Below are 23,525 nucleotides of genomic sequence, written 5' to 3'. Positions count from 1 at the left end.
AAAGAAGAGGGGATCTGTCATTTATGCCAGCGCATCCATCCGACGCCACATACTGGCGGCAGCTTTTCTGGCTTGCGCATAAATGGAATCGCAGTCGAAGTTAAACTGATGGTCTTCATAAACCATCACGCCGTTGACCATCACACTGTGAACGCTGCCTGAACCCATACCGAAGGCGATATGTCCGGCGATATTGTCTGCCAGCAGTGGTGTCGGTGAGTTGTAATCGCAAATGGTTAAATCGGCTTTATAACCGACCTCCAGAAGGCCAAATTTTGCGCTGAAGTTGCGGCTAATCAGTTCGTTGCCGTTAGCCAGGGCTTTGGCAAAACTGTCAGGCCACAGCGAACCACCAGCGTCACGATGTTTAAAGAAGGCGAATTTCATCTCTTCAAACATGTCTGAACCGATGCCGTCAGTTCCCAACGCAAGATTGCGGATATCGCTAAGGTGATGGTTATAGCCGACATGGTTGTTCATGTTAGAACGGGCGTTATGCACCAGGAACGCATCGTGCTGATTAAGCAGATCGATATCCTCTTTCGACAGATACAACCCATGAGCGACCAGCGTTTTACTGTTGATGAGATCGTAGTCCGCCAGGCGTACCAGCAGGTCTTTGCCGTGCCAGTGGTGGCTGTGAGAGACGTCATACAAATCTTCCGCTGCGTGAATGTGTAAACCACGTCCCGTTGCTTTTACCGCCTCGCGAAGCATTTCCAGACCTGCATCTGGAACAGTAAATGGTGCGTGAGCGCCGATATGTGCTTCCACCAGATACGGCTCCGTTGCGGATTTCTTCGCGTCGTCAATCTGATGGGCGAAACGGATGTTTTCTTCTACCCCTTCCTGTAACTCTTTGATGCCGTTGTTACGATCGGTGGTTTCAAAACAGGTCATCGCACGCAAACCAACTTTTAAAAATGCGTTGCGCAGTGTAGAGAGCGACCCTCCGATATAGGCAGGGGAAGCATGATGATCGATAACCGTGGTACATCCGCTCTTGATAGCCTCCAGTGAACAAGTTAGCCCGCTGTAATAGAGCGACTCTTCATCAAGAGCGCGATCGAGCCGCCACCAGAGATTTTTCAGCGTCGAGATGAAATCCGGACAGGGGGCGATATTCGCCATAATTCCTCGGGACAAACCCGAGTAAAAATGGTTATGCGAGCAGACAATGCCTGGCATCACAATTCGACCATGCATCTCTTTGTAGCGGGCGTCAGGATAGCGTTGCGTCAGGGTGTCGCCGATAGCGATGATGACATCATTTTCGATGGCGATATCGACGCCTTCCTGTACTTTTGCCGGGTGTAGCTGAACTGCGGTGACATTCTTCAGAATCAACATGATTACACCTCCACGTGGCCCAGCAGATAATGATGATGCTGGTGGATATGGCTGATAATGCGGCACATATTGTTTAGCTCCGGTGGCACGTTGTTAAACAGCCCTTCGCTGTCGATGTTCAGATTCCAGCTTTGGTTATTCAGACGTACGCGCACCCGGTCATTTTCCACCAGGAAGCCAGGGTTGCTGCTGTTATCAAAATCCTGCGACAGGCTAAAGACGGTGATTTTGTCTTTGTATGGTCTGCCATTCCATGGGCAGAACTGGGCACAGTTACCACATTCGTTGCAGTAGGCATCGAGGTGGAGTGTCTGGAAACGGTTCTGGAATCCTGGAACCGGAATAGAGACGTTGGCGCGGTTCGGGCAGACATCGACGCACTTGCTGCAAACATAGTTACATTCAAGGCAGCGTGCGGCTTCCTGAGCGACAAATGCGTCACGATCGTCGCTATTTACCATGGAGATAGAGATATCGCCTTTGCGTAGATAGATTTCCGCAGGGTTGGCGTTGTTCCAGTATTTATCGCTCTGGTGTGAACGGATGTTTTCCCGGCTAAGGATGGCATCCGTTGCCCGACGTGCGGTTCCAACCGCTGCGACAATAGAGGACGGCCCGCGTTGAACGTCACCAATCATAAAGACGTCAGCGAGGCGAGTTTCACCGTTGTGATCGACATCTGGCCAGCCGTTTTTGTCCAGTGGTACGCCCATAGCATTCAAGGCTTCAGTGTCCTGCTGTTCGCCAATGGCGGTAATCAGGCTGTCTACATGCAGCGTCATTGTTTCGCTGGTTTCAACCGGACGGCGACGACCTTTCTCATCAGGTTCACCAAGCGACATGACGCGCAGTGTTAAGGTACCGTCGGCATCAAAACGTTCCGGGTTGTTCAGGAAACGGAACTCTACACCATCGTGCAGTGCTTCTTCATACTCTTCACGCCACGCTGGCATCTCTTGCAGTGAACGACGGTAAATGACGGTCGCTTTTTCGACGCCAGGTACGCGTAATGCGGCGCGCGCGCAGTCCATCGCGGTGTTACCAGCTCCGACAATCGCCACATGCTTGCCCAGGTGGAGCGCTGCACCTTTGTTGTATTCGCGCAGGAAGGGGAGAGATTTCCAGACATGTTGATTGTCGCCCGCCAGTTTTACACCGCTGTTTTTATCGGTGCCGGTAGCGATCAGAATGTAATGGAAGCCCTGATTTTTTAATTGTTCGACGGTTAAAGTCGATGAACAGCCATACTCAAATTTCACCCCATGGTCAGCGACAAAATCGATATCGTGCTGAATTAACTCCGCCGGGATACGGAACTGGGGAATGATATTTTTCACCACGCCGCCCGCATTGGCTTCGCGTTCAAATAGCGTGACCGGATGACCGGCTCTGGCAAGGAAGTAACCTGCCGCCAGACCCGCCGGGCCCGCGCCAATCACGGCGACTGGGTGGCGTGAACCGGAACCCGCTGGTTTGTGCCAGCGCTGTTTATACTCATCCCAGCCTTTTTCCAGCGCGACTTTTTTCATTTCGCGGATATTCAGCGCACTGTCGTAGTCCAGGCGGGTACAGTTGTACTGGCATTGATGATCGCAAATGTGACCGGTAATGGCGGGCAGGGCGTTGCGCTGATAGATAAGTTCCAGCGCGTCGGCATAGCGGTGCTCGCCCAGCAGGCGAATATATTCAGGGATATCCTGTTGGATGGCGCAAGCGGTGACACATGGTGCAACGTAGCAGTCGGTCAGCGGCAGATCTTCCGCCACTTCAATACGCTCTTCGGGCTTCCAGTGTTTCTGGGTGTACTCCATGGTTAACGCGTCTGCCGCCAGCTTGTTCAGCCGTTCAACATCAACGTGGTCGAGACCCCAGGCATCTGACGCTTCCAGTTCACGCATGCAGGCGCTTAAACGCAGATAGCCGCCGGGTTTCAACAGGTCAGTTGCCATGGTGATCGGGCGAATACCAGTATCGAAAATATCGCGGATAGTCAGTTGGCTGGCGCCGCCGGAATAAGAGATAGGCAGTCTGCCATCAAAGGCGCGGGACAGAACTGCTGCAACATTGATAGAGAGCGGGAACAGCGCACGCCCGGACATATACATCTCTTCACCAGGCAAGGCGCCTTTGTTGTTGATAGTGCCGAGAGTGTTAGTCAGTTTGACGCCAAAGCTGAGCGATTTCTCTTTAGCCAGCGCCATCAGGCGTTGCAGCATCTCCAGCGCCTGTGTCAGCTTCAGATCATGATCAAAAGACTCTTCTTTTAAGCCGATGTAATCGAACCCGCAGCCATCAAGAATTTCACGTACCCGTGTGTAGCCCAACAAAGTCGGGTTAAGTTTCACGAAAGTGTTCAGCTCTTTTTCTTCCAACATGTAGCGGCAAATGGCTTCGATTTCATGTGGAGGGCAGCCGTGCATAGTGGAGAGGGTTACGCCTTGCACCATGCTGGTAGGGATACGTGCCGGTAGTGCCTGTAACTGCGCGCGTTTACCCTGCAAACCGTGGCGGGCTAAAAACGCATCATCCAGGAGCAGTTTATTAAGCGTATCGCGGTATTGGGTGAATTTCGGATGTGCAGATGCGTCCATCATATTGTCGATGAATTGCTGCATTGGTGGTTGTTTAATACCGTCGAGGTTGTAACCGACGCTCATATTAAAGATGAACGATTTACCGGAGTTGGAAGGTTGGAACATGGCTTCAAGCAGATGCAAGGCAAACCAGGCTTTAAGGTATTCATCCCATGCTTTAAGCAGAGTGAATTCGGTAGACCATTCGGTGTTAAAACACTCGTCTTCTGCGTCGATACAGGGTTTTTCTAGCTCCAGACGGTCAAGAATTTGTACCGTTTTTAGTTCGATGAATCGTCCGCCGGTCAGCCATGAGGTGACGATATTTTGTGCGAGTTGCGTGTGCGGGCCAGCGGCAGGGCCGACGGGGGTAGCACAGGTTTCACCGAATACGTTGACAGATTTACCTTCTACGGGTGAGTAAAACTGCTGCTCAGGAATACCAAAGATAGAGCGTTGTTGTTGGTATTCATCAAATATGCGCGTCAAAAGTTCCTCAAACGGAATGGGACGCATAATATCCCCCATAACCCTCTCCTTAGCTTACACAGATATCATTGAGTGACCGGTATTGAGAAATCCGGTGGTTTAGAGGGATAGAGCAACAATCGCACCACTCTTGCCAACTTTGCCTGGTAATATAAAAAAATGTGAGGCGATTCGAAAGTTAAACGCTTTTTGTGAATTATCTCACAGTAGCCAAATGAGAATTAAAATCACTCCTGAGGTTTATTATTGCCAGGGTTTTTATCACCTTTTCTCGTTTCTCAAAAACAGTGATTCCTTATCATTATGATAAAGGCGTAGTGAGTGGGTTAAATATTTGAACGCAATCGTTTAACTGGGTTTTCTAAATTTAAGCATGCTTTTTTGTGCATTAATAAAATCTTCGGGAGTATCAATATCTAAAATTATTTCTTTATTTTCCATTTCGACGAAATAGTGTTCACCCATCAGCAATGCTTGACGCATATTGCTAACATTAGGTCGCTGGACCGCCTGCATCAGGCACGATTTCGACATTAAAATCGGATGTCCAGGTATGCCGTTGTGCTGAGGGAGTATTGCGCCATTGTTACGTAATGCCCAGATTTTTCGGAAAATATTGGTGTTCAGATTGGGCATGTCGCCATGGGTGATAAAACAATGCGCTGTTTCAACCGAGGGGGCTGCGGCTTTCACCGAGGTCAGCAAGCCCAGCGCATAATCAGGGTTATAAATAATAGTGATATTGGCATTGTTTACGTAGCGATTATGCAGTTCATCAGCACGATAACCGGTTACTAAAATAATTCGACTACAAAACTGCAACGCATTTTTGATACTTGCATCAAGAATTGTTCCCTGTTGCCAGGGTAACATCATTTTCCATTGCCCCATTCTTGATGATAATCCGGCAGCGGTAATTATACAGTCGATGGCTGACATAGAGTTTCCATTATTTATTGGCAAGTCATACCTGAAAATTGTGTCACTTTCCTACAAATAAAGTGATGGGGCTAATTTACCTCAGAGAGGTCCCAGAAGGCTCGTGAAAAGTATAATTGACCCGGCAATGTTATTCATTGATTTAGGCGCAAAGAAACACCCCGCAGTCATTTCTGTTGTTGGTGCAGGGGGAAAAACCAGCCTGCTTTTTTGGCTGGCGCAGTTATTTCAGTCCAGCGGCAGGCGCGTTTTAATCACTACGACCACACATATGTTTTTGCCCGATTCCTGCTGGCCTGTGATTTTCTGCCGCGATCCCGTAATGCTTCCTCATGTGTCTCTCACGTCGCCTGTTTCATTTTGTTTTAACCGCTGGAAAGCGCAGTCAGGGAAAGCCCAGGGGTTTGCACCAGACGTCATTGATGCGCTGGCGCAACGTCCGGAATGTGATGTGATTCTCGTTGAGGCAGATGGCTCGCGTGGATTGCCGTTAAAAGCGCCGGATGAGCACGAACCTTGCATACCACAAAGCAGTTGTTGCGTGATTGCTGTGATGAGTGGGCATTTACTGGGCACGATAATTGACGCAGAAAATATCCATCGCTGGCCGCAGTTTGCCGACATCACCGGGCTGACGCCGGGGTCGACCTTGCAATTTAGCGATCTCGTTTCGCTGGTTCGTCATCCTCTGGGCGCGTTTAAAAACGTGCCTTCAGGTTGTCGGCGAGTCTGGTTTATTAACCGTTTTTCTCAATGTGAGAATGTGATCGTACAAAGTGAGCTACTCAAGCCACTGCAACAACATGACGTAGAGGCAATCTGGCTGGGCGATATACAAGAAAATCCTGCAATCGCGCGCAGATTTGTGAAATAGCAGCCCGGGCATTCCGGGTAACTGAAAGGATATCCATTGAGGTTGGTATGAATATTTTCACAGAGGCTGCAAAACTAGAAGAGCAAAATTGTCCGTTTGTGATAGCGCAAATTGTTGATAGCCGAGGCTCTACACCTCGCCATTCTGCACAAATGTTAGTGCGTGCAGACGGTTCCATCATCGGTACGATTGGTGGAGGAATGGTTGAGCGTAAGGTGATTGAAGAGTCGCTGGAGGCATTGCAGGAACGTAAGCCGCGTTTATTCCATGGACGCATGGCCCGTAACGGAGCGGATGCTGTCGGGTCAGATTGCGGAGGTGCAATGTCAGTATTTATTAGCGTACATGGTATGCGTCCACGGCTGGTATTAATCGGCGCGGGGCATGTCAACCGGGCCATTGCCCAGAGTGCGGCTCTGTTGGGGTTTGATATCGCCGTTGCCGATATTTATCGTGAAAGTCTGAATCCTGAACTTTTCCCGCCATCAACAACATTACTGCATGCAGATTCGTTTGGCGCAGCGGTGGAGGCGCTGGAAATTCGACCTGATAATTTTGTTCTTATTGCCACCAATAATCAGGATCGTGAAGTTCTCGATAAATTCATTGAACAGCCAGTCGCATGGCTTGGATTACTGGCAAGCCGCCGTAAGGTTCAACTATTCCTGCGCCAGTTGCGTGAGAAAGGTGTGTCAGAAGACCATATTGCCCGTTTGCATGCGCCGGTGGGCTACAACATCGGTGCCGAAACACCGCAGGAGATCGCCATCAGCGTGCTGGCAGAGATCTTACAAGTCAAAAATAACGCGCCTGGTGGGCTGATGATGAAACCTTCACATCCTTCCGGACATCAATTAGTGGTGATTCGCGGGGCGGGAGACATCGCTACTGGGGTGGCGCTGCGGCTGTATCATGCGGGCTTCAAAGTGATCATGCTGGAAGTGGAAAAACCGACGGTGATTCGCTGCAGCGTGGCGTTTGCCCAGGCCGTATTTGATGGCGAAATGACGGTTGAAGGTGTCACTGCTCGGCTGGTCTCCAGCTCTGCGGAGGCAACGAAGCTGACTGAGCGTGGGTTTATTCCGGTGATGGTCGATCCCACCTGTGCGCAGCTCGATGAACTTAAACCGCTCTGCGTGGTGGACGCCATTCTGGCGAAACAGAATTTGGGTATGCGTGCTGATATGGCACCAGTGACAATTGCACTTGGGCCTGGTTTTACCGCAGGAGTAGATTGTCATGCGGTGATTGAAACAAATCGCGGACACTGGCTCGGGCAAGTCATTTATTCTGGTTGTGCGCAGGAGAATACCGGCGTTCCTGGCAATATTATGGGACATACCACCCGGCGGGTTATTCGCGCTCCGGGTGCGGGCATGATGCGTTCGAACGTTAAATTAGGCGATTTGGTGGAGGAGGGGGATGTCATAGCCTGGATTGGCGAGCATGAAGTTAAAGCGCCGTTGACGGGCATGGTGCGTGGCTTGCTGAACGATGGACTGGCTGTGGTCGGTGGTTTTAAAATCGGTGATATCGACCCTCGTGGCAAAACGGCTGATTTCACCAGTGTTTCTGATAAAGCCAGAGCAATTGGTGGTGGAGTGTTGGAAGCGTTGATGATGCTGATGCATCAGGGCGTAAAAGCGACGAAAGAAGTGCTTGAAGTTGCTTAAATCAAGTTGGCCGGATGACATCGCATCCGGCCTTTGAATTACTGACAAATCACCGTTCCGGTTTTACCTTCAATTCCTTCTTTCGCTTTACTCAACACGGTAATCAGTGCTTCGCGACCCGCACGTGAGCGAGCAAATGACGCGGCGGCCTCCACTTTAGGTAGCATGGAACCTTTCGCGAAATGTCCTTCTTCAATAAAGCGTTCAGCATCGCTCAATGACAGACGGTCCAGCCACCGTTCATTTTCTTTACCAAAGTTAATCGCCACTTTTTCGACTGCGGTAAGGATTATCAACATATCTGCATCAATCATTTCTGCCAGACGTGCACTTGCCCAGTCTTTGTCGATAACGGCGCTGGCGCCGCGCAGATGGTTACCTTCACGAATGACAGGAATACCGCCACCACCAACGGTAATCACTACCTGGCCGGCGTCTACCAGTGCTTTCACCGTCTCTTTTTCAATAATATCAATCGGTTTAGGTGAGGCAACTACACGACGATAGCCGCGACCTGCGTCTTCTTTCAGAGTATAGCCTTGTTTTGTCAGTCGTTCTGCTTCCTGCTCGGTAAAGAACGAACCGATCGGTTTAGTCGGGTTAAGAAAAGCCGGATCGTTGGCGTCGACTTCGACCTGCGTGACCAGAGTCGCAACGGGTTTATGAATGCCTCGGGAGAGCAGTTCTTCGCGCAGGGCGTTTTGCAGGTCGTAACCAATATATCCCTGACTTAAGGCGACACAGACAGACATCGGCAGCATTGGTGAATGCACTTCAGTTTTAGCTGCGGCTTCGAAGGCCTGGTTAATCATGCCCACCTGCGGCCCGTTACCGTGAGTGACGATGACCTCATGTCCCTGGGCAATTAAATCTACAATTGCCTGAGCAGTAATTTTGACCGCTTTCATTTGCCCGGCCAGATCGTCGCCCAGCGCATTCCCGCCCAGGGCGAGAACAATTTTCTTACTCATTTTTCCTCACTCATCATTCATGATTGTGTATAGATCCCTGGCAGTGGTTAGAACACGGGAGGGACAAACGGTTTGCGTCGCAGGAAACGTCCCCGTCCGGCTTTGCCTGTAAAGGTGCCGTCACAGAAAATCGTTTCACCACGGGATAGGGTTCTGATAATTGCGCCCTGGCAGGTAAATCCTTCCCAGGGAGAGTAGTCGGCGTTGTCATGAAGATGACGATGGTGAATTTGCTGGCGTTTATTGGGGTCGATAATCACCACGTCGCCATCTGAACCGGGTGCCAGTAATCCTTTTTGTGGCCACAGACCAAACAGCCGTGAAGGCATCGCGCTGGTTAATTCGACAAAACGCTCCGGTGAAATACGACCGCTCATTACGCCGCTGGAGAACAGTAACTGCATGCGATTTTCCACGCCGGGTAAGCCATTTGGGCAACGGCTGAAATCGCCTTTTGAAATATGCTGGCGCTGAGCTATTGAGAAGGTGCAGTGATCGGTAGCGACCACGTCAATCGCGCCATCGTTGATGCCACACCACAGTTTGTCCTGCTCACGAACGTTGCGCAGCGGCGGACTAAGAATAAATTTCATGCCGTCTTCTGCATCGTAACTGCGCTCGTCCAGCAGAAGATATTGCGGGCAGGTTTCCACCCAGACTGGCTGGTGATTTGCGCGGGCAAGACGTAAATAATCCAGGCCTAAGCCGTTAGACAAGTGGACGATATATAACGGGGCGTTACCGGCAAGCTGCGCCAGGTTAATCATGCGGGCTATGGCCTCCGCTTCGCATTCCAGAGGGCGACTCATCGCGTGATAGCGCGGCGCAGTTAACCCAGCGGCGATAAACTCGGCACGCTTACTGGCAATAGCGGCGTCATTTTCTGGGTGTACAGTAGTCAGTGCGCCAGACTGATGCAGACGGCGTAACGCTTGCAAAACTTCATCATCGTTGAGTTTGTATTGATAGGTTAGATAGAGTTTAAAACTACTGAGCCCTTCCTCAACCATCATCGGGATTTCGTCGAGGATGGCATGATTGATATGCTGGATAACACCATGAAAGCTGTAGTCGATGACTGCTTTATGGGCGGCATAACCGCGATACACTTCCAGTTGATGACGTAACCGGCAGCCACTCGGGCCAAATCCCATATGGTCAATAATGGTTGTTGTACCGCCACACGCGGCTGCGCGGGTACCGGTAAAAAAATCATCACAACTGCGCGCGATGCCGACATCAATATTGAAATGCGTGTGAACATCCACGCCGCCAGGGAGGATGTAACATCCAGTGGCATCAATTACTTCACATGGGAGCTGCGGCGAAATATCGCGACCCAACTGGCGAACAATACCGTTTTCAATCAGCAAATCCTGTTTTGCTTGTCCATCTGCGTTAACGACAGTGCCGTTTTTAATCAATACGTGCATAGCAAACTCCAGAAACCCTCCGGCGAACCGGAGGGAATTAGGTGAAGAGTAATTATTCTGTTGCCAGCCAGCTTAACGGGATTGCGGCGTACATGGCGGCGCAGGTCACCAGGTGAGCTTTCCAGGTTTTTTCGTTTGGCGCATGGGCTTCAGGTTCTTTACCCGGGCCAAAGCCGATAACCGGAATGCCGTGGCGACCCATGATGGATACGCCGTTAGTAGAGAAGGTCCACTTATCAACGACCGGCGCTTTACCAAACAGGCCTTCGTAGGCATTAACAAGCGCTTTAACGGTGAAGTGATCTTCTTCCACTTTCCAGGTCGGGAAGTAGCATTCAGTTGGGTAAACCAGGCCAGTCCAGGACGGACGGTCGTAGTTGTACATAGAAACGACAGCATTCGCTTTCTGTACCGCTGGCAGGGCGCGGATTTCGTCCAGTGCGCCTTCCCAGGTTTCTCCCCAGGTCAGGCGACGGTCAATGGAAACGGCACAGCTGTCTGCAACGGCGCAACGGCTTGGGGAGGTGAAGAAAATTTCAGAAACGGTCAAGGTGCCTTTGCCGAGGAATTCGTCATAGCCCAGACGTTGAGACAGATCTTGTAATTCGCTAAGAATCGGGCCCATTTTGAAGATGGCGTTATCACCGCGTTCTGGCGCAGAACCATGGCAGCTAACACCCTGTACATCAATGCGAATTTCCATACGACCGCGCTGACCACGGTATACCTGGCAGTCAGTCGGTTCAGTACTGACCACAAATTCCGGGCGAATGCCGGATTGTTCAATAATGTACTGCCAGCACAGCCCGTCGCAGTCTTCTTCCTGTACAGTACCGGTTACCAGCAGAGTGTATTCATCTTCCAGACCCAGGTCTTTGATGATCTTACCGGCATAAACCATTGATGCCATGCCGCCTTCCTGGTCGGAAGTACCACGACCGCCAATCAGTTCATCGGTTTCCATGCCTTTGTATGGGTCGAATTCCCAGTTTTTGATATTACCAATACCCACGGTATCGATATGAGCATCCATAGCAACCAGGCGCGGACCATGGCCGATATAACCGAGAATATTACCCATCGGGTCGATTTCAACCTTATCGAAACCGACTTTTTCCATCTCTTCTTTAATACGATGCACAACGCGTTTTTCGTCGCAGCTTTCGCTGGGAATCGCAACCATATCGCGCAGGAAGCGAGTCATGTCTGCCTGATAATCTTTTGCTTTTTCAAGAATCAGTTTGAATGGAATATTCTTAGCCATTATTTTCTCCAGATTTTTTACTCCCTGTTTGGCAGGGAGTTGTTCCAATAGGGGGATCAAGGTGCTACAGCGTGTTTGCCTTCCCAGACAACTTCGCGGTAGTGCTTCACGTCGGTGTCGCCTTCAGTGCTGATCACCAGCACGATGGCATCTTTGTTTAGCGCCAGTTTTTCCATCAGGCTTTGACGTTGCGGGTGATAATGAACAGCCGCGAGAACACCCAAACCGACAGCACCAGATTCACCGGAGATGATGCGCGGATCGTTGCCGTATGGGTTACCCAGCACGCGCATACCTAATGCGGCAACGCTGTCCTGGCAGGAGATGAATTGGGTCGCGCAATTACGTAAGATTTCCCAACCCAGTGGGTTAGGTTCGCCGCAGGCCAGGCCAGCCATGATAGTGGCCATATCGCCGCCAACGTTGACGATGTTGCCTTTGACGCCAGAGCGATAAATACAGTCAGCTTTATCAGGCTCAACAATGATGCTGTGCAGATTTTGTGGGCTATAGACATCCACCAGATAACCCAGCACGCCGCCAGCCATCGCGCCAACGCCAGCTTGCAACAGAACGTGCGTCGGTGTTACGCCCATGTCGCGCATTTGCTCAACGGCTTCATCCGCCAGCGTGGCGTAGCCTTGCATGATCCAGGTTGGGATTTTTGTGTAGCCTTCCCAGGCGGTATCCTGTACCACTTCCCAGCCACGTTGCTGAGCGTGCTGCATGGTCAGCCGAACGGTGTCGTCATAGTTCATGTCGGTGACGATGCATTCGGCGCCGAGGTTCAGAATGGCATCCACACGCTCCTGAGCAGAACCTTTCGGCATATAAATCACCGCATGTTGGCCGAGTTGCTGGGCAGCCCATGCCACACCGCGCCCGTGGTTGCCGTCGGTAGTCGTAGCGAACGTCATTTTTTCGCCAATGGCATTTTTCAGATGCTCAAATGACAGTGTTTCGATATCAAGATGATATTTTTCGCACAGTAACTGAGCGATGGCATAGGCGCCGCCGAGCATTTTGAATGCATTCAGACCGAATCGTTTTGATTCATCCTTAACGAGAATTTTCTTCACGCCAAAAAGGTTTGCCAGATCGTCCAGTGCACAAAGTGGTGTTGGGCGATAGCCAGCGATTTTTTGGTGGAACTGGCGCGCCAGTTTTGCCTGGCTTTGCGAAAAGAGCGATGATGTTTCGCCGTTGAAAAAGTTGTTATCGGCGATATCAATCTTCAATGAGAAAACGGACATATCCTATCCTTTGGCCTCTGGAAATAGAGTGCCGACCTGTCGATCGGCTCGAGGGGTTATTTCACGCGTTCTTGCGCTTCTTTCAGCAGTTGTTCGAGCAGTGCGCCAGGTTTTGAATATTTACGTGAAAGGATCATCGCGGCGATGATATAAGGCTTCCAACTGGCTTCTTTGTAGGTCGCGATACGGTATTTTTCGAATACGCCTTCAGTCACTTCACCTTCTTTGCAGGATACGCCGCTGATATCAGCCGGCAGACAGTGCATATACAGGGCTTCACCGTCGCGAGTGAGTTCCATCATCTCTTCGGTACAATGCCAGTCTTTGTGGTGTGCGTTCTGTGCCAGACACTGTTTTTCCAGGGCTTTCAGACCTTCATGATCGTTAGCGCGCAGCAGTTCAGTTCGCTGTTCCATCACTTTGTAAGGCGCCCATGACTTCGGATATACGATATCCGCGTCTTTGAATGCCTCTTCCATGCTGGTTACCTGACGGAAGCTACCGCCAGACGCTTTAGCATTGTTTTTAGCCACTTCAACCACATCTGGGATCAGGTCGTAACCTTCTGGATGTGCCAGGGTGACATCCATACCGAAACGGGTCATCAGACCTATGATGCCCTGTGGTACAGAGAGTGGTTTGCCGTAGCTTGGGGAATACGCCCAGGTCATGGCGATTTTTTTACCTTTCAGGTTTTCCAGTGAACCAAAGTGTTCACGCAACCATGCCAGGTCAGCCATAGACTGGGTTGGGTGGTCGATATCACATTGCAGGTTAACTAATGCCGGACGTTGCGGCAGTACGCCTTGCTTATAGCCATCGTCGAGTGCAGCGCCAACTTCACGCATATAGGCGTTACCCGCACCCAGATACATATCGTCACGAATACCGATAGCATCGGCGCAGAAAGAGATCATATTGGCGGTTTCGCGAACGGTTTCGCCGTGGGCAATTTGTGATTTACCTTCGTCGAGATCTTGCTGCGCAAGGCCGAGCAGGTTAAGCGCGGAAGCATAAGAGAAGCGAGTACGGGTGGAGTTGTCGCGGAATACGGAAATACCTAATCCACTATTAAAGACTTTGGTCGAGATGTTTTCAGCACGTAATGCTTTTAACGCTGCAGCAACGTCCAGTACTTGTTTCAATTCGTCGGGTGTCTGTTCCCACGTCAACAAAAAATCTTTCTCGTGCAGGTGAGAGGTCAGCGAATTGATATCCTTTATCAGCTCAATAACAGTTTTCATCATAAAATCCCGGTAGTGGAATGACAGGCAAAGTGGTTTATTTCACTGTGACGTGCCAAATGGTTGGTGTTTTCACAGCTATACCTGGGACTAACAATAAACATGCCAGAATTATCTAACAGGGAGTGAAATGCTAATTTGACGGGTAATATGTGGATTGGATCACGAATTGGGGACTGTTGCTGAATGTTCAGAATATACGAAAACGTTTGGCTTTTTTGTGGCGTTATTTATTTGCTGCTAATTATCAGGAATAAGATAACAGAACAGTTTATCCCTCGTCAGTTTGATAAATTCACCCATGTAATTCTCATATTGATATAGAAATGTGATATCTCTTCCATAATTTCATTAGAAAGTGATAAAAATCTTATGTTCTTATCAAAGCAAAATTTGCCTGAGTTAATATCATCATGATCCGTGAATCATCAACGTCTTCAACGATCAACCTATAAGCGATTCTGGAAGGTAAGGTTATGGAGCTTGCTACTACGCAGTCAGTATTGATGCAAATTCAACCAACAATTCAGCGTTTTGCCAGAATGCTTGCCAGCGTTTTGCAACTTGAGGTTGAGATCGTTGATGAAAACTTGTGTCGCGTCGCGGGAACTGGCGCGTATGGGAAATTTCTTGGCCGCCAGTTGAGCAGCAACTCCCGCTTGCTCCGTTATGTCCTCGAAACCAAAACCGAAAAGGTCGTGACACAGTCCCGTTTCGATCCTCTGTGTGAAGGCTGTGACAGTAAAGAAAGTTGTCGCGAAAAAGCATTTCTCGGCACGCCCGTCATTCTGCAAGATCGTTGTGTCGGTGTGATAAGTTTGATTGCTGTGACCCATGAGCAACAAGAACATATCAGTGATAATTTACGCGAGTTTTCTGATTATGTTCGCCATATATCGACTATTTTTGTCTCGAAACTTCTGGAGGATCAAGGGCCGGGAGATAGCATCAGTAAAATATTCGCTACCATGATTGATAATATGGATCAGGGTGTATTAGTTATAGATGAAGAAAACCATGTTCAGTTTGCTAACCAGACGGTGTTAAAAACTCTCGGTGTTGTTCAAAATAATATAATAGGGAAATCTATTCGTTTTAGGCCATTAACATATGAGAGCAATTTTACCCATGGTCATATGCAACATATTGTCTCGTGGGATGATAAAAGTGAATTGATTATTGGTCAGTTACATAACATTCAGGGGCGACAGCTATTTTTAATGGCATTTCACCAGTCCCATACCAGTTTTTCCGTAGCAAACACCACAGACGAGCCGCATATTGAGCAACTGGTGGGTGAGTGTCGGGTTATGCGGCAATTAAAACGACTCATTAGCCGCATCGCACCCAGCCCATCCAGCATTATGGTCGTTGGTGAAAGTGGGACCGGGAAAGAAGTGGTGGCTCGTGCTATCCATAAATTGAGTGGACGGCGTAACAAACCGTTTATCGCGATTAACTGTGCGGCGATTCCGGAGCAATTGCTGGAAAGTGAATTATTTGGTTATGTCAAAGGCGCATTTACTGGCGCTTCAGCCAATGGCAAAACAGGGTTGATTCAGGCGGCAAACACGGGCACGCTATTTCTTGATGAAATTGGCGATATGCCGTTAATGCTGCAAGCAAAATTGCTGCGGGCTATTGAGGCACGCGAGATCCTACCTATTGGTGCCAGTAGTCCAATACAAGTCGATATTCGTATCATTTCTGCAACTAACCAGAATTTGGCCCAGTTTATTACCGAAGGTAAATTCCGCGAAGACCTGTTCTATCGCTTGAATGTCATTCCGTTAACTTTACCGCCGCTGCGCGAACGTCAGGAAGATATTGAACTGCTGGTCCATTACTTTTTACATCTGCATACGCGTCGCCTGGGATCGGTTTATCCTGGCATTGCTCCTGATGTTGTTGAATTATTGCGTAAGCATCGTTGGCCGGGAAATCTACGTGAGTTAAGCAATTTGATGGAGTATCTGGTTAACGTTGTTCCTTCTGGTGAAGTTATCGACAACACGCTTCTGCCGCCAAATCTGCTAAATAATGCCACGATGGAACAAAGTGTAGTGACTGAAACCAGCGAGGGGCATCTGGCTCTGGATGATGCTGGCGGTACGGCGCTGGAGGAGATGGAAAAACAGATGATCCGCGATGCGCTTTCACGTCATAACAGCAAGAAGCAAGTCGCTGATGAGCTGGGTATTGGAATTGCCACGCTCTATCGCAAAATTAAAAAATATGAGTTGTTGGATACGTAATTGTAAAAAATCCGACCTGAATTCAGGCCGGAGATTGTTTTATTTCGTTTCCTCGCAGTCCAGTACTGTATTTACAATCATCTGATATCCGGTACAGCGACAGAGGTTACCCGCCAGACCGCGACGAATTTCCGTAATGGTTAACGGTTTTTCGCGTGGTTTAGCCAGCATTGCTGTAGTGGCCATAATAAGCCCTGGCGTACAAAACCCGCATTGCACCGCGCCTGATTTCGCATAAGCTTGTTGAACTCGCGAAAGTTTGCCGCCTTTTGCTTCGCCTTCCAGCGTGCGGATCTCTTTACCTTCAGCCCATGCGGCCAGAAATAAACAACTGTCGACTGCCGTTCCGTCAACTATTACTGTACAAGCACCGCATTCACCAACGCAGCACCCTTGTTTGACACTAAGCAGCCCTTGTTCGCGGAGCAGTTCAGAAAGCGGCATGCCCGGCGCTGCGTGAAGCTGAAAAGGCATGCCGTTAATAATGCATTCAATGGTAATCGTTTCGCTGTAATTCATTACAATTTTCCCCCCGCCGCGGCGACGGCTTCGCTAATCACTTTTTTGGTCATCGTCTGAATGAGATGTAGACGAAACTCTTTACTCGCACGCCAGGAAGAACGTGGGGCAACATCTTGCAGGACGGATTCGCTGATAGCTTCAAGCGTTTGCGGGTTTAATGGCGCATTTTGCGCAGTCTGTTCGGCATGCTGGCAGCGGATCGGCGTAGGGGCTGCAACCCCAAACGCCAGACGCAACTCACTGAAGTTGCCGTTATCCAGCCGACAATGGGCGGCACAACCGATCGTTGAAATATCCATCGCATCACGCATGGCATACTTAAAATGCGCGCTACCAGCATATGCTCTCGGCTGTGGAGGAAAATGAAAAGCGACCAGGATTTCATCATGCTCAAGGGAAACCTTACCTGGCCCGGTATGAAAGCCATTTATGGGGACGAAACGTACCCCGCGCGATGAATGGATCTCCAGTTTGGCATCATAAATGAGCGTCGGTGTGGCAGAGTCTGCGCTGGTTGCGCCGTTGCAAATATTACCACCATAGGTGGCGACATTACGGATTTGCGGACCAGCGATGGATGAAGCTGCGGCACACAGGGCAGGGAGATGGCGTTGGGTTAACGGATCTTCAATTAACTGTGTGAATGTTGTCGCAGAGCCAATTCGCAGTCCGCCATCTTCAGTCAGCGTAATTCCCCGCAGTTCTTCCATATTGTGGATATCAACAATATGGCGATAACGGCTATTGTGGTGGTGGAGCTGAATAAGCACATCTGTGCCACCCGCGAGCAGTTTTGTCTGCGGATTGTTGGTCAGCAGGTTGATAGCATCGGCAATCGTGGTCGCGCGATGGTAAGAAGCAAAATCAAACATGATGTTTTCCTCAAATCAATCCTGCCAGATGGAACTCTTCGTACAAACGTTTTGGTGTTAGCGGCAGAGTATTGATTGCAACACCGGTGGCCATTTTCACCGCATTACGAATTGCTGCGGCAACAGGAATAATTGGCGGCTCACCCAGTGACTTATGTCCATATGCGGATTGCGGCTCATTGATTTCGACAAACGCGCTTTCCAGTTGTGGTAAATCTGGCATGGTCGGCATTTTGTAATCCAGTAGATTTGGGTTACGTACCACGCCGCTTTTTGCATCGATGATCATCTCTTCAAATAATGCCCAGCCGATACCCATTCCCATTCCGCCGTGAACCTGGCCTTCTGCCAGCAGTGGATTAAGGATGTGACCCGAGTCGTGGACGTTGAGGATTCGATTAATGGTGACCTTACACAGCGCGATATCGACGGTCAGATCAACAAAAGTACAGCCAAATGCGGGCGGGTTGGTGGTGGTTTTGATCGAGCTTTCGGCAGAAAGCTGCCCGCCGCGCTCGGGATGGTAAAAAGCATCCATCGCCAGATCTTTTAACGACAGCAACGGTTCTTCTGGTCTTTCAACCAGCACGATATTGCCTTTCATCAGAGTCAGATTCATCGCTGACTGATGCAACATCACCGCTGCGTGAGCAATGATTTTCTCTTTTAATAGCAGTGCCGCACTGCGCAGCGCCGGCGCGGCAACGTAGCTTTGACGTGAGGCAAATGCACCGGGATCGAAAGGAGTAACATCGGTATCTTGTGTCGAAATTACGCGTACATCACTAACCGGAACCCCCACTGTTTCAGCTACCATTTGCGAGAATACGGTGTCGGCACCCTGGCCGATTTCCGTTGCGCCGCTTTGTACGTTGATCGTTCCATCCTGGTTCATCAACAGGCGCGCGCCAGCAATTTCAACACCGACGGGCCATGTGTTTGAGGTGTAACTAAAGCAGGCAACGCCGATGCCGTGCCGCAAATTACCTTGCTGGTTCTGGCACTCCGCGCGACGTTTATCCCATTCAAAGATTTCACGCCCTTTTTCCAGGCACTCAGGTAATCCTGCGCTGTAGATACGTTTGCCAGTGAGCGGATTTGCATCACCTTCACGGGCAGCATTGCGTAAACGAATTTCTACCGGATCAATACCTAATGCTTCGGCTGCGTCATCAAGCAGTGATTCTACGGCGAAAACCACTTGCGGCGCACCATAGCCACGCATCGCGCCAGCCGAGGGGAAATTGGTATAGCAGGTTTTTGAACTGTAAGCGTAGGCGCTGCGAGGATAAAGATAAGCGACTTTGTTACCGCCCGCAGAAGCAATGGAATGGCCGTGAGAGGCATAAGCACCGGTGTTGGAAAGAACATCCAGGCTATAGCCTTTCAACGTACCGTCACGGTTTATACCCATTTGTCCGTCAATGGTGAAGGCGTGGCGGGTACGTGTCGCCAGGAAACACTCCTCACGACTTAGGGAAACTTTCACCGGGATACCGCCAAGTTTGCTGGTCAGGAATGCCGCCATAGGTTCTTCCAGCACATCTTGTTTGTTACCAAAACCGCCGCCGACGAAGGGTTTAATTACCCGCACGCATGACCAGGGAATATCCAGCGCCTGACCGACAACCCGGCGGACAATATGCGGGATCTGGGTGCTGGAGACGATCGTAATCCGGGTGTCATCTTCCATCCACGCCAGCGATGTCACGCTTTCCATATGGCAATGTTGGATGACTGGTGTCTGGTAGTGTCCCTGGATTTGGTAATCCGCCGCATCGATCGCTTGCTGGACATTGCCTGTCGACATAGCACTTTGTTTAAGCAAATTGCCGCCGTTATGAATTTGTGTAGCGTCTTCTGCCAGTGCCGCTTCCGGTGAGGTGATAACCGGTAATTCTTGCCATTCAATATTGACTAGCTGCGCCGCGTTTTCTGCCGTAAGTTCATCCCGGGCAACAACGATGGCAACCGCATCACCGTGATGGCGAACGTGGCGTGTTAACAGACCGCGATCGGCGGTATCACGTTTATTCTCATCCAGTGTCCAGGCGTGTCCAGCTGTAGCAAAGGGAATGTCGGGCACATCTTCCCAGGTGAAAATGGCCAGCACGCCAGGCAAGCTTCGGGCTTCTTCATCATTAATACTCACGGCATAACCATGTGCAATTGGGCTACGTACATATTTCGCGTAGCACATGCCTGCCATAACATAATCATCAGTATATCGTGCCCGCCCGGTGACCTTGGCAATGGCATCTACGCGCATGCATGATTCACCTGTAGCAGTTGCTTCCCGCGCTTCCATTTAAATCCCCTTGATTTGAACATTTAGTTCTTATGGCAATGGTTAAGTCAATGCAGGCAAGAATTACGCCAGAAACGACTATAAGCGTGAGGGGAGGAGGGAAGTGTGATGTCGTTTAAAAAATGACAGAGGTGATGCGACTTTATCAGTAATGAAAGAGGGGCAGTGTATCAATATGAGCGTGATAAAAAATCATTGTGATAAATAAGCCTTTGGGATTATCTGAAAAATTGTATTTATCGTTTTTGTTGGTCGGAGGTTAATCGGAAAGAGATTCATTAACAAAACTTGTATTGTACAGGCGTTTTCCAGAGCAATGGATTGGGGATCCGGCGGGGGACTGCTATGATATAGCGTCTTGTTTTTTGAGCGAGGAAAGATTTTGAGCGCAGGACGCCCGAATAAACACACTCTGGGTATCGTGATGTTGTTATCGATAGGGCTGCTTTTGGCGGGCTGTTCAGGTAGCAAATCATCAGAAACAGGAACGTATTCCGGCTCCGTTTACACCGTGAAACGGGGAGATACGCTATATCGTATTTCGCGCGCTACCGGAACAAGCGTAAAAGAAATTGCCCGCCTGAACAACATTTCTCCTCCTTATACCATTGAAGTGGGGCAAAGGTTGAAGGTCAGCGGTGGCGCGAAATCCACTACGACGTCTGGTAAAACAAAAAACAAATCCTCCACGAAAACCGCAGCGGTCAGACCGTCTTCATCCGTGCCTCAGTCATCCTGGCCGCCGGTAGGGCAACGCTGCTGGCAGTGGCCAGCCAGTGGTAAGGTGATATTGCCTTATTCAACAGCGGACGGCGGCAACAAAGGGATTGATATCTCTGCTGCGCGTGGTACACCGATTTATGCGGCCGGAGCAGGGAAGGTGGTCTACGTCGGTAATCAGCTACGGGGCTATGGTAACCTCATCATGATTAAGCACAGTGAGGATTACATCACCGCCTATGCCCATAACGACACGTTGCTGGTGAACAACGGACAAAGCGTGAAGGCCGGGCAGAAAATTGCCACCATGGGCAGCTCAGATGCGGCGTCTGTGCGTTTGCATTTTCAGATCCGCTATCGTGCAACCGCTATCGATCCGCTGCGTTATTTACCGCCACAGGGGAGTAAACCTAAATGTTGACGGTGAATTAATCGCCAGTCGGTCGGTTAGCACCTTGCCAAGAAGAGTGTAAGGTTTATAATCCCTTACGCACTTCAATGCGGGCGTAGTTCAATGGTAGAACGAGAGCTTCCCAAGCTCTATACGAGGGTTCGATTCCCTTCGCCCGCTCCAAATTCATTTCTCCTGAAATCTACCGAACTCAATTTACCCTTGATAAATAAGCAGTTATTGCATTCTGTTCGTCAGTTGAGCTCTATTTTTCTTCCTGCTAACTGGTCGGTGACTGTGGCTTTCACCCGTTGCTTAACTCAGCAATAACAGTACAAGTGTTGCAATAGCATTCGTTGGGTGAAATGCTCGTTAACGCAAAACTAAAACCTGGACAATTTTCGGGTCGAATGTACAAATTCCTGTATGTTGACCAGGTCTTACTGAGGTAATGTCAATCAGCTGTAAACCTGTATCTGTTAATTAATTCCTTATTGTGTATAATAAATTTATAGTGACTTTTATCACATTAAGTTTATCTGCTAATAGACAAATTTTCTCCACACTATAATGATGTCAGCATGTTTAATAAGGGTTGACATATAATGATTAGCTTAATTAATACATACACGACTTCCAAATGGTTCAACATTGATACCATCATTGTCAATCATCGCCCATAAGTTCCCTTCCTCTTTATAAATGCAATGAAGGACAGAAGCAGATTAAAAAATCTGTCTGTTTTGCATGCCCTGAATAATCCATAAATTATTGTCTGCACAATCACGTTTCTCTGTCTGTATGCCTGAAAAAGGCCTGCGATAAGGGAATGCTTGGTGTGCTAATAATATCTCCATGGACTAATTTTGCGGGTTTTAAATAAATTATATCGGTAATTCATGTTTAATGAGTTGCTGCAGGCTGACATGTCTTTTATCTAATATAGGACTATTCCATGAATAACTTCAAACATTTGCCAGAGCCATTCCGTATTCGTGTTATTGAACCCGTAAAACGTACAACACGGGATCATCGTGAAAATGCCATTCTCAAATCAGGGATGAACCCGTTCCTGCTTGACAGTGAAGATGTATTTATCGATTTGCTGACAGATAGTGGTACAGGCGCAGTTACCCAAAATATGCAAGCCGCAATGCTACGGGGAGACGAGGCATACAGCGGAAGTCGAAGTTACTATGCACTTGCTGAGGCAGTGAAGAATATTTTTGGATATCATTATACTATTCCAACGCACCAGGGAAGGGGGGCCGAGCAGATTTATATTCCTGTATTAATTCGTAAACGTGAGCAGGAAAAAGGACTCGACAGAAGCAAAATGGTTGTTTTTTCAAATTATTTCTTCGATACCACCCAAGGGCATAGTCAAATAAATGGCTGTACCGTTCGTAATGTTTATATCAAAGAAGCATTTGATACTTCAGTTCGTTGTGATTTTAAAGGAGACTTTGACCTTGATAAACTGGAGAAAGGAATCCAGGAAGTAGGTCCAAATAATGTCCCCTATATTGTTGCCACTATTACATGCAACTCAGCAGGCGGTCAGCCGGTATCTTTGGCAAATTTGAAAGCAACGTACCAGTTAGCGAAAAAGTACGACATTCCGGTAGTAATGGACTCAGCGCGATTCGCTGAAAACGCATATTTTATCCAACAAAGAGAAGCCGCTTATAAAGACTGGAGCATTGAAGACATAACCCGCGAAACATATAAATATGCTGATATGTTAGCTATGTCGGCGAAGAAAGATGCAATGGTGCCAATGGGCGGATTGTTATGCATTAAAGATGACAGTTATTTTGATGTCTACACCGAATGCAGAACACTTTGCGTGGTCCAGGAGGGTTTTCCAACCTATGGTGGTCTGGAAGGCGGGGCAATGGAGCGTCTGGCCGTTGGTCTTTATGATGGTATGAATCAGGACTGGCTGGCATATCGCATCGCACAGATCCAGTACCTGGTTGATGGCCTTGAAGCCATTGGTGTCATCTGTCAGCAGGCGGGCGGACATGCCGCTTTCGTGGATGCAGGAAAGTTGTTACCTCATATCCCTGCCGAACAGTTTCCTGCACAGGCCCTGGCGTGTGAGCTTTACAAAGTTGCTGGGATTCGGGCTGTTGAAATTGGCTCGTTCTTATTGGGAAGAGATCCTAAAACAGGGATTCAATTACCTTGTCCGGCAGAATTGCTCCGTTTAACCATTCCACGCGCTACATATACGCAATCACATATGGACTTTATTATTGAGGCGTTTGGTCATGTGAAAGAAAATGCCAATAATATTAAAGGATTAACATTCACCTACGAACCTAAAGTTCTGCGTCACTTTACTGCCCGACTGAAAGAAATCTGATAATTAGCAACCGAATATGAATG

The 23,525-nt window shown here is 49.0% G+C and carries 17 protein-coding genes and 1 tRNA gene; 7 read left to right on the top strand and 11 right to left on the bottom strand.

Translation table 11 applies throughout. From position 1 onward, the window contains the following. Window positions 1-21 precede the first annotated feature (21 nt). The 3 genes from ssnA to mocA all read right to left on the bottom strand — a co-directional run bounded on the left by ssnA (window position 22) and on the right by mocA (window position 5,351). Window positions 22-1,350, bottom strand: coding sequence for a putative aminohydrolase SsnA (ssnA, locus tag AACS05_RS19330; protein WP_045447204.1), 1,329 nt, complete (start codon window positions 1,348-1,350; stop codon window positions 22-24). 2 nt (window positions 1,351-1,352) lie between these two features. Continuing rightward, entirely contained in the window at window positions 1,353-4,451 is a 3,099-nt protein-coding gene (ygfK, locus tag AACS05_RS19325; RefSeq protein WP_045447201.1) for a putative selenate reductase subunit YgfK, read from the bottom strand. Between the two features lie 309 nt (window positions 4,452-4,760). Further along, entirely contained in the window at window positions 4,761-5,351 is a 591-nt protein-coding gene (mocA, locus tag AACS05_RS19320; RefSeq protein WP_045447197.1) for a molybdenum cofactor cytidylyltransferase, read from the bottom strand. 103 nt (window positions 5,352-5,454) lie between these two features. Here mocA and yqeC point away from each other — a divergent pair, with 103 nt between their 5' ends. Both yqeC and yqeB read left to right on the top strand, forming a co-directional pair. Next, window positions 5,455-6,225, top strand: a complete 771-nt coding sequence (yqeC, locus tag AACS05_RS19315; protein ID WP_045447194.1) for a selenium cofactor biosynthesis protein YqeC — start codon at window positions 5,455-5,457, stop codon at window positions 6,223-6,225. A gap of 47 nt (window positions 6,226-6,272) precedes the next feature. Continuing rightward, a complete protein-coding gene (gene yqeB / locus AACS05_RS19310; RefSeq protein ID WP_045447191.1) occupies window positions 6,273-7,898 on the top strand; it encodes a selenium-dependent molybdenum cofactor biosynthesis protein YqeB in 1,626 nt (541 codons plus the stop codon). A gap of 38 nt (window positions 7,899-7,936) precedes the next feature. Here yqeB and arcC read toward each other — a convergent pair whose 3' ends face one another. The 5 genes from arcC to ygeW are packed head-to-tail and all read right to left on the bottom strand — an operon-like array spanning window position 7,937 to window position 14,063. Beyond that, window positions 7,937-8,869 carry a carbamate kinase gene (gene arcC, locus AACS05_RS19305; protein WP_045447185.1) on the bottom strand — a complete coding sequence of 311 codons (933 nt, stop codon included), beginning with the start codon at window positions 8,867-8,869 and terminating at the stop codon, window positions 7,937-7,939. 47 nt (window positions 8,870-8,916) lie between these two features. Further along, a complete protein-coding gene (gene hyuA / locus AACS05_RS19300) occupies window positions 8,917-10,302 on the bottom strand; it encodes a D-phenylhydantoinase (protein WP_045447182.1) in 1,386 nt (461 codons plus the stop codon). Between the two features lie 52 nt (window positions 10,303-10,354). Continuing rightward, window positions 10,355-11,566 (bottom strand): YgeY family selenium metabolism-linked hydrolase, encoded by a 1,212-nt coding sequence (locus tag AACS05_RS19295; RefSeq protein ID WP_045447179.1) that lies wholly within the window; start codon window positions 11,564-11,566, stop codon window positions 10,355-10,357. A gap of 56 nt (window positions 11,567-11,622) precedes the next feature. After that, on the bottom strand, window positions 11,623-12,819 hold the full coding sequence (gene dpaL, locus AACS05_RS19290) for a diaminopropionate ammonia-lyase (RefSeq protein ID WP_045447176.1): 1,197 nt from the start codon (window positions 12,817-12,819) through the stop codon (window positions 11,623-11,625). Window positions 12,820-12,875: 56 nt separating this feature from the next. Beyond that, entirely contained in the window at window positions 12,876-14,063 is a 1,188-nt protein-coding gene (gene ygeW, locus AACS05_RS19285) for a knotted carbamoyltransferase YgeW (RefSeq protein WP_045447173.1), read from the bottom strand. 476 nt (window positions 14,064-14,539) lie between these two features. Here ygeW and AACS05_RS19280 point away from each other — a divergent pair, with 476 nt between their 5' ends. Beyond that, entirely contained in the window at window positions 14,540-16,318 is a 1,779-nt protein-coding gene (locus tag AACS05_RS19280; RefSeq protein WP_045447170.1) for a sigma-54 interaction domain-containing protein, read from the top strand. Between the two features lie 39 nt (window positions 16,319-16,357). On the opposite strand, the gene xdhC is transcribed toward AACS05_RS19280, so the two are convergent. From xdhC to xdhA, 3 genes are read right to left on the bottom strand one after another with little or no spacing between them, the layout of a single operon-like run. Further along, a complete protein-coding gene (gene xdhC, locus AACS05_RS19275) occupies window positions 16,358-16,837 on the bottom strand; it encodes a xanthine dehydrogenase iron sulfur-binding subunit XdhC (RefSeq protein WP_045447167.1) in 480 nt (159 codons plus the stop codon). Next, window positions 16,837-17,712 carry a xanthine dehydrogenase FAD-binding subunit XdhB gene (gene xdhB / locus AACS05_RS19270; protein WP_045447138.1) on the bottom strand — a complete coding sequence of 292 codons (876 nt, stop codon included), beginning with the start codon at window positions 17,710-17,712 and terminating at the stop codon, window positions 16,837-16,839. The genes xdhC and xdhB overlap by 1 nt, the downstream gene beginning before the upstream one ends. Before the next feature lie 10 nt (window positions 17,713-17,722). Continuing rightward, the gene (gene xdhA, locus AACS05_RS19265) at window positions 17,723-20,020 is read right to left on the bottom strand and encodes a xanthine dehydrogenase molybdenum-binding subunit XdhA (RefSeq protein ID WP_045447135.1); all 2,298 of its coding nucleotides are present in this window, start codon (window positions 20,018-20,020) and stop codon (window positions 17,723-17,725) included. A 382-nt stretch (window positions 20,021-20,402) separates the two neighbouring features. Here xdhA and actS point away from each other — a divergent pair, with 382 nt between their 5' ends. The 4 genes from actS to tnaA all read left to right on the top strand — a co-directional run bounded on the left by actS (window position 20,403) and on the right by tnaA (window position 23,502). Then, complete coding sequence (actS, locus tag AACS05_RS19260; RefSeq protein WP_045447133.1) at window positions 20,403-21,161, top strand: amidase activator ActS; 759 nt, start codon at window positions 20,403-20,405, stop codon at window positions 21,159-21,161. A gap of 79 nt (window positions 21,162-21,240) precedes the next feature. Further along, window positions 21,241-21,314, top strand: a tRNA-Gly gene (locus AACS05_RS19255). Between the two features lie 422 nt (window positions 21,315-21,736). After that, complete coding sequence (tnaC, locus tag AACS05_RS25025; protein ID WP_197086135.1) at window positions 21,737-21,814, top strand: tryptophanase leader peptide; 78 nt, start codon at window positions 21,737-21,739, stop codon at window positions 21,812-21,814. A 272-nt stretch (window positions 21,815-22,086) separates the two neighbouring features. After that, on the top strand, window positions 22,087-23,502 hold the full coding sequence (gene tnaA / locus AACS05_RS19250; RefSeq protein WP_045447130.1) for a tryptophanase: 1,416 nt from the start codon (window positions 22,087-22,089) through the stop codon (window positions 23,500-23,502). The last annotated feature ends 23 nt before the right edge of the window (window positions 23,503-23,525 follow it).

The sequence above is a fragment of the Citrobacter sp. S-77 genome (genome assembly GCF_963864895.1).
Taxonomy (GTDB): Bacteria; Pseudomonadota; Gammaproteobacteria; order Enterobacterales; family Enterobacteriaceae; genus Citrobacter; species Citrobacter murliniae.
This window is presented reverse-complemented; position numbering and strand designations above follow the sequence as displayed.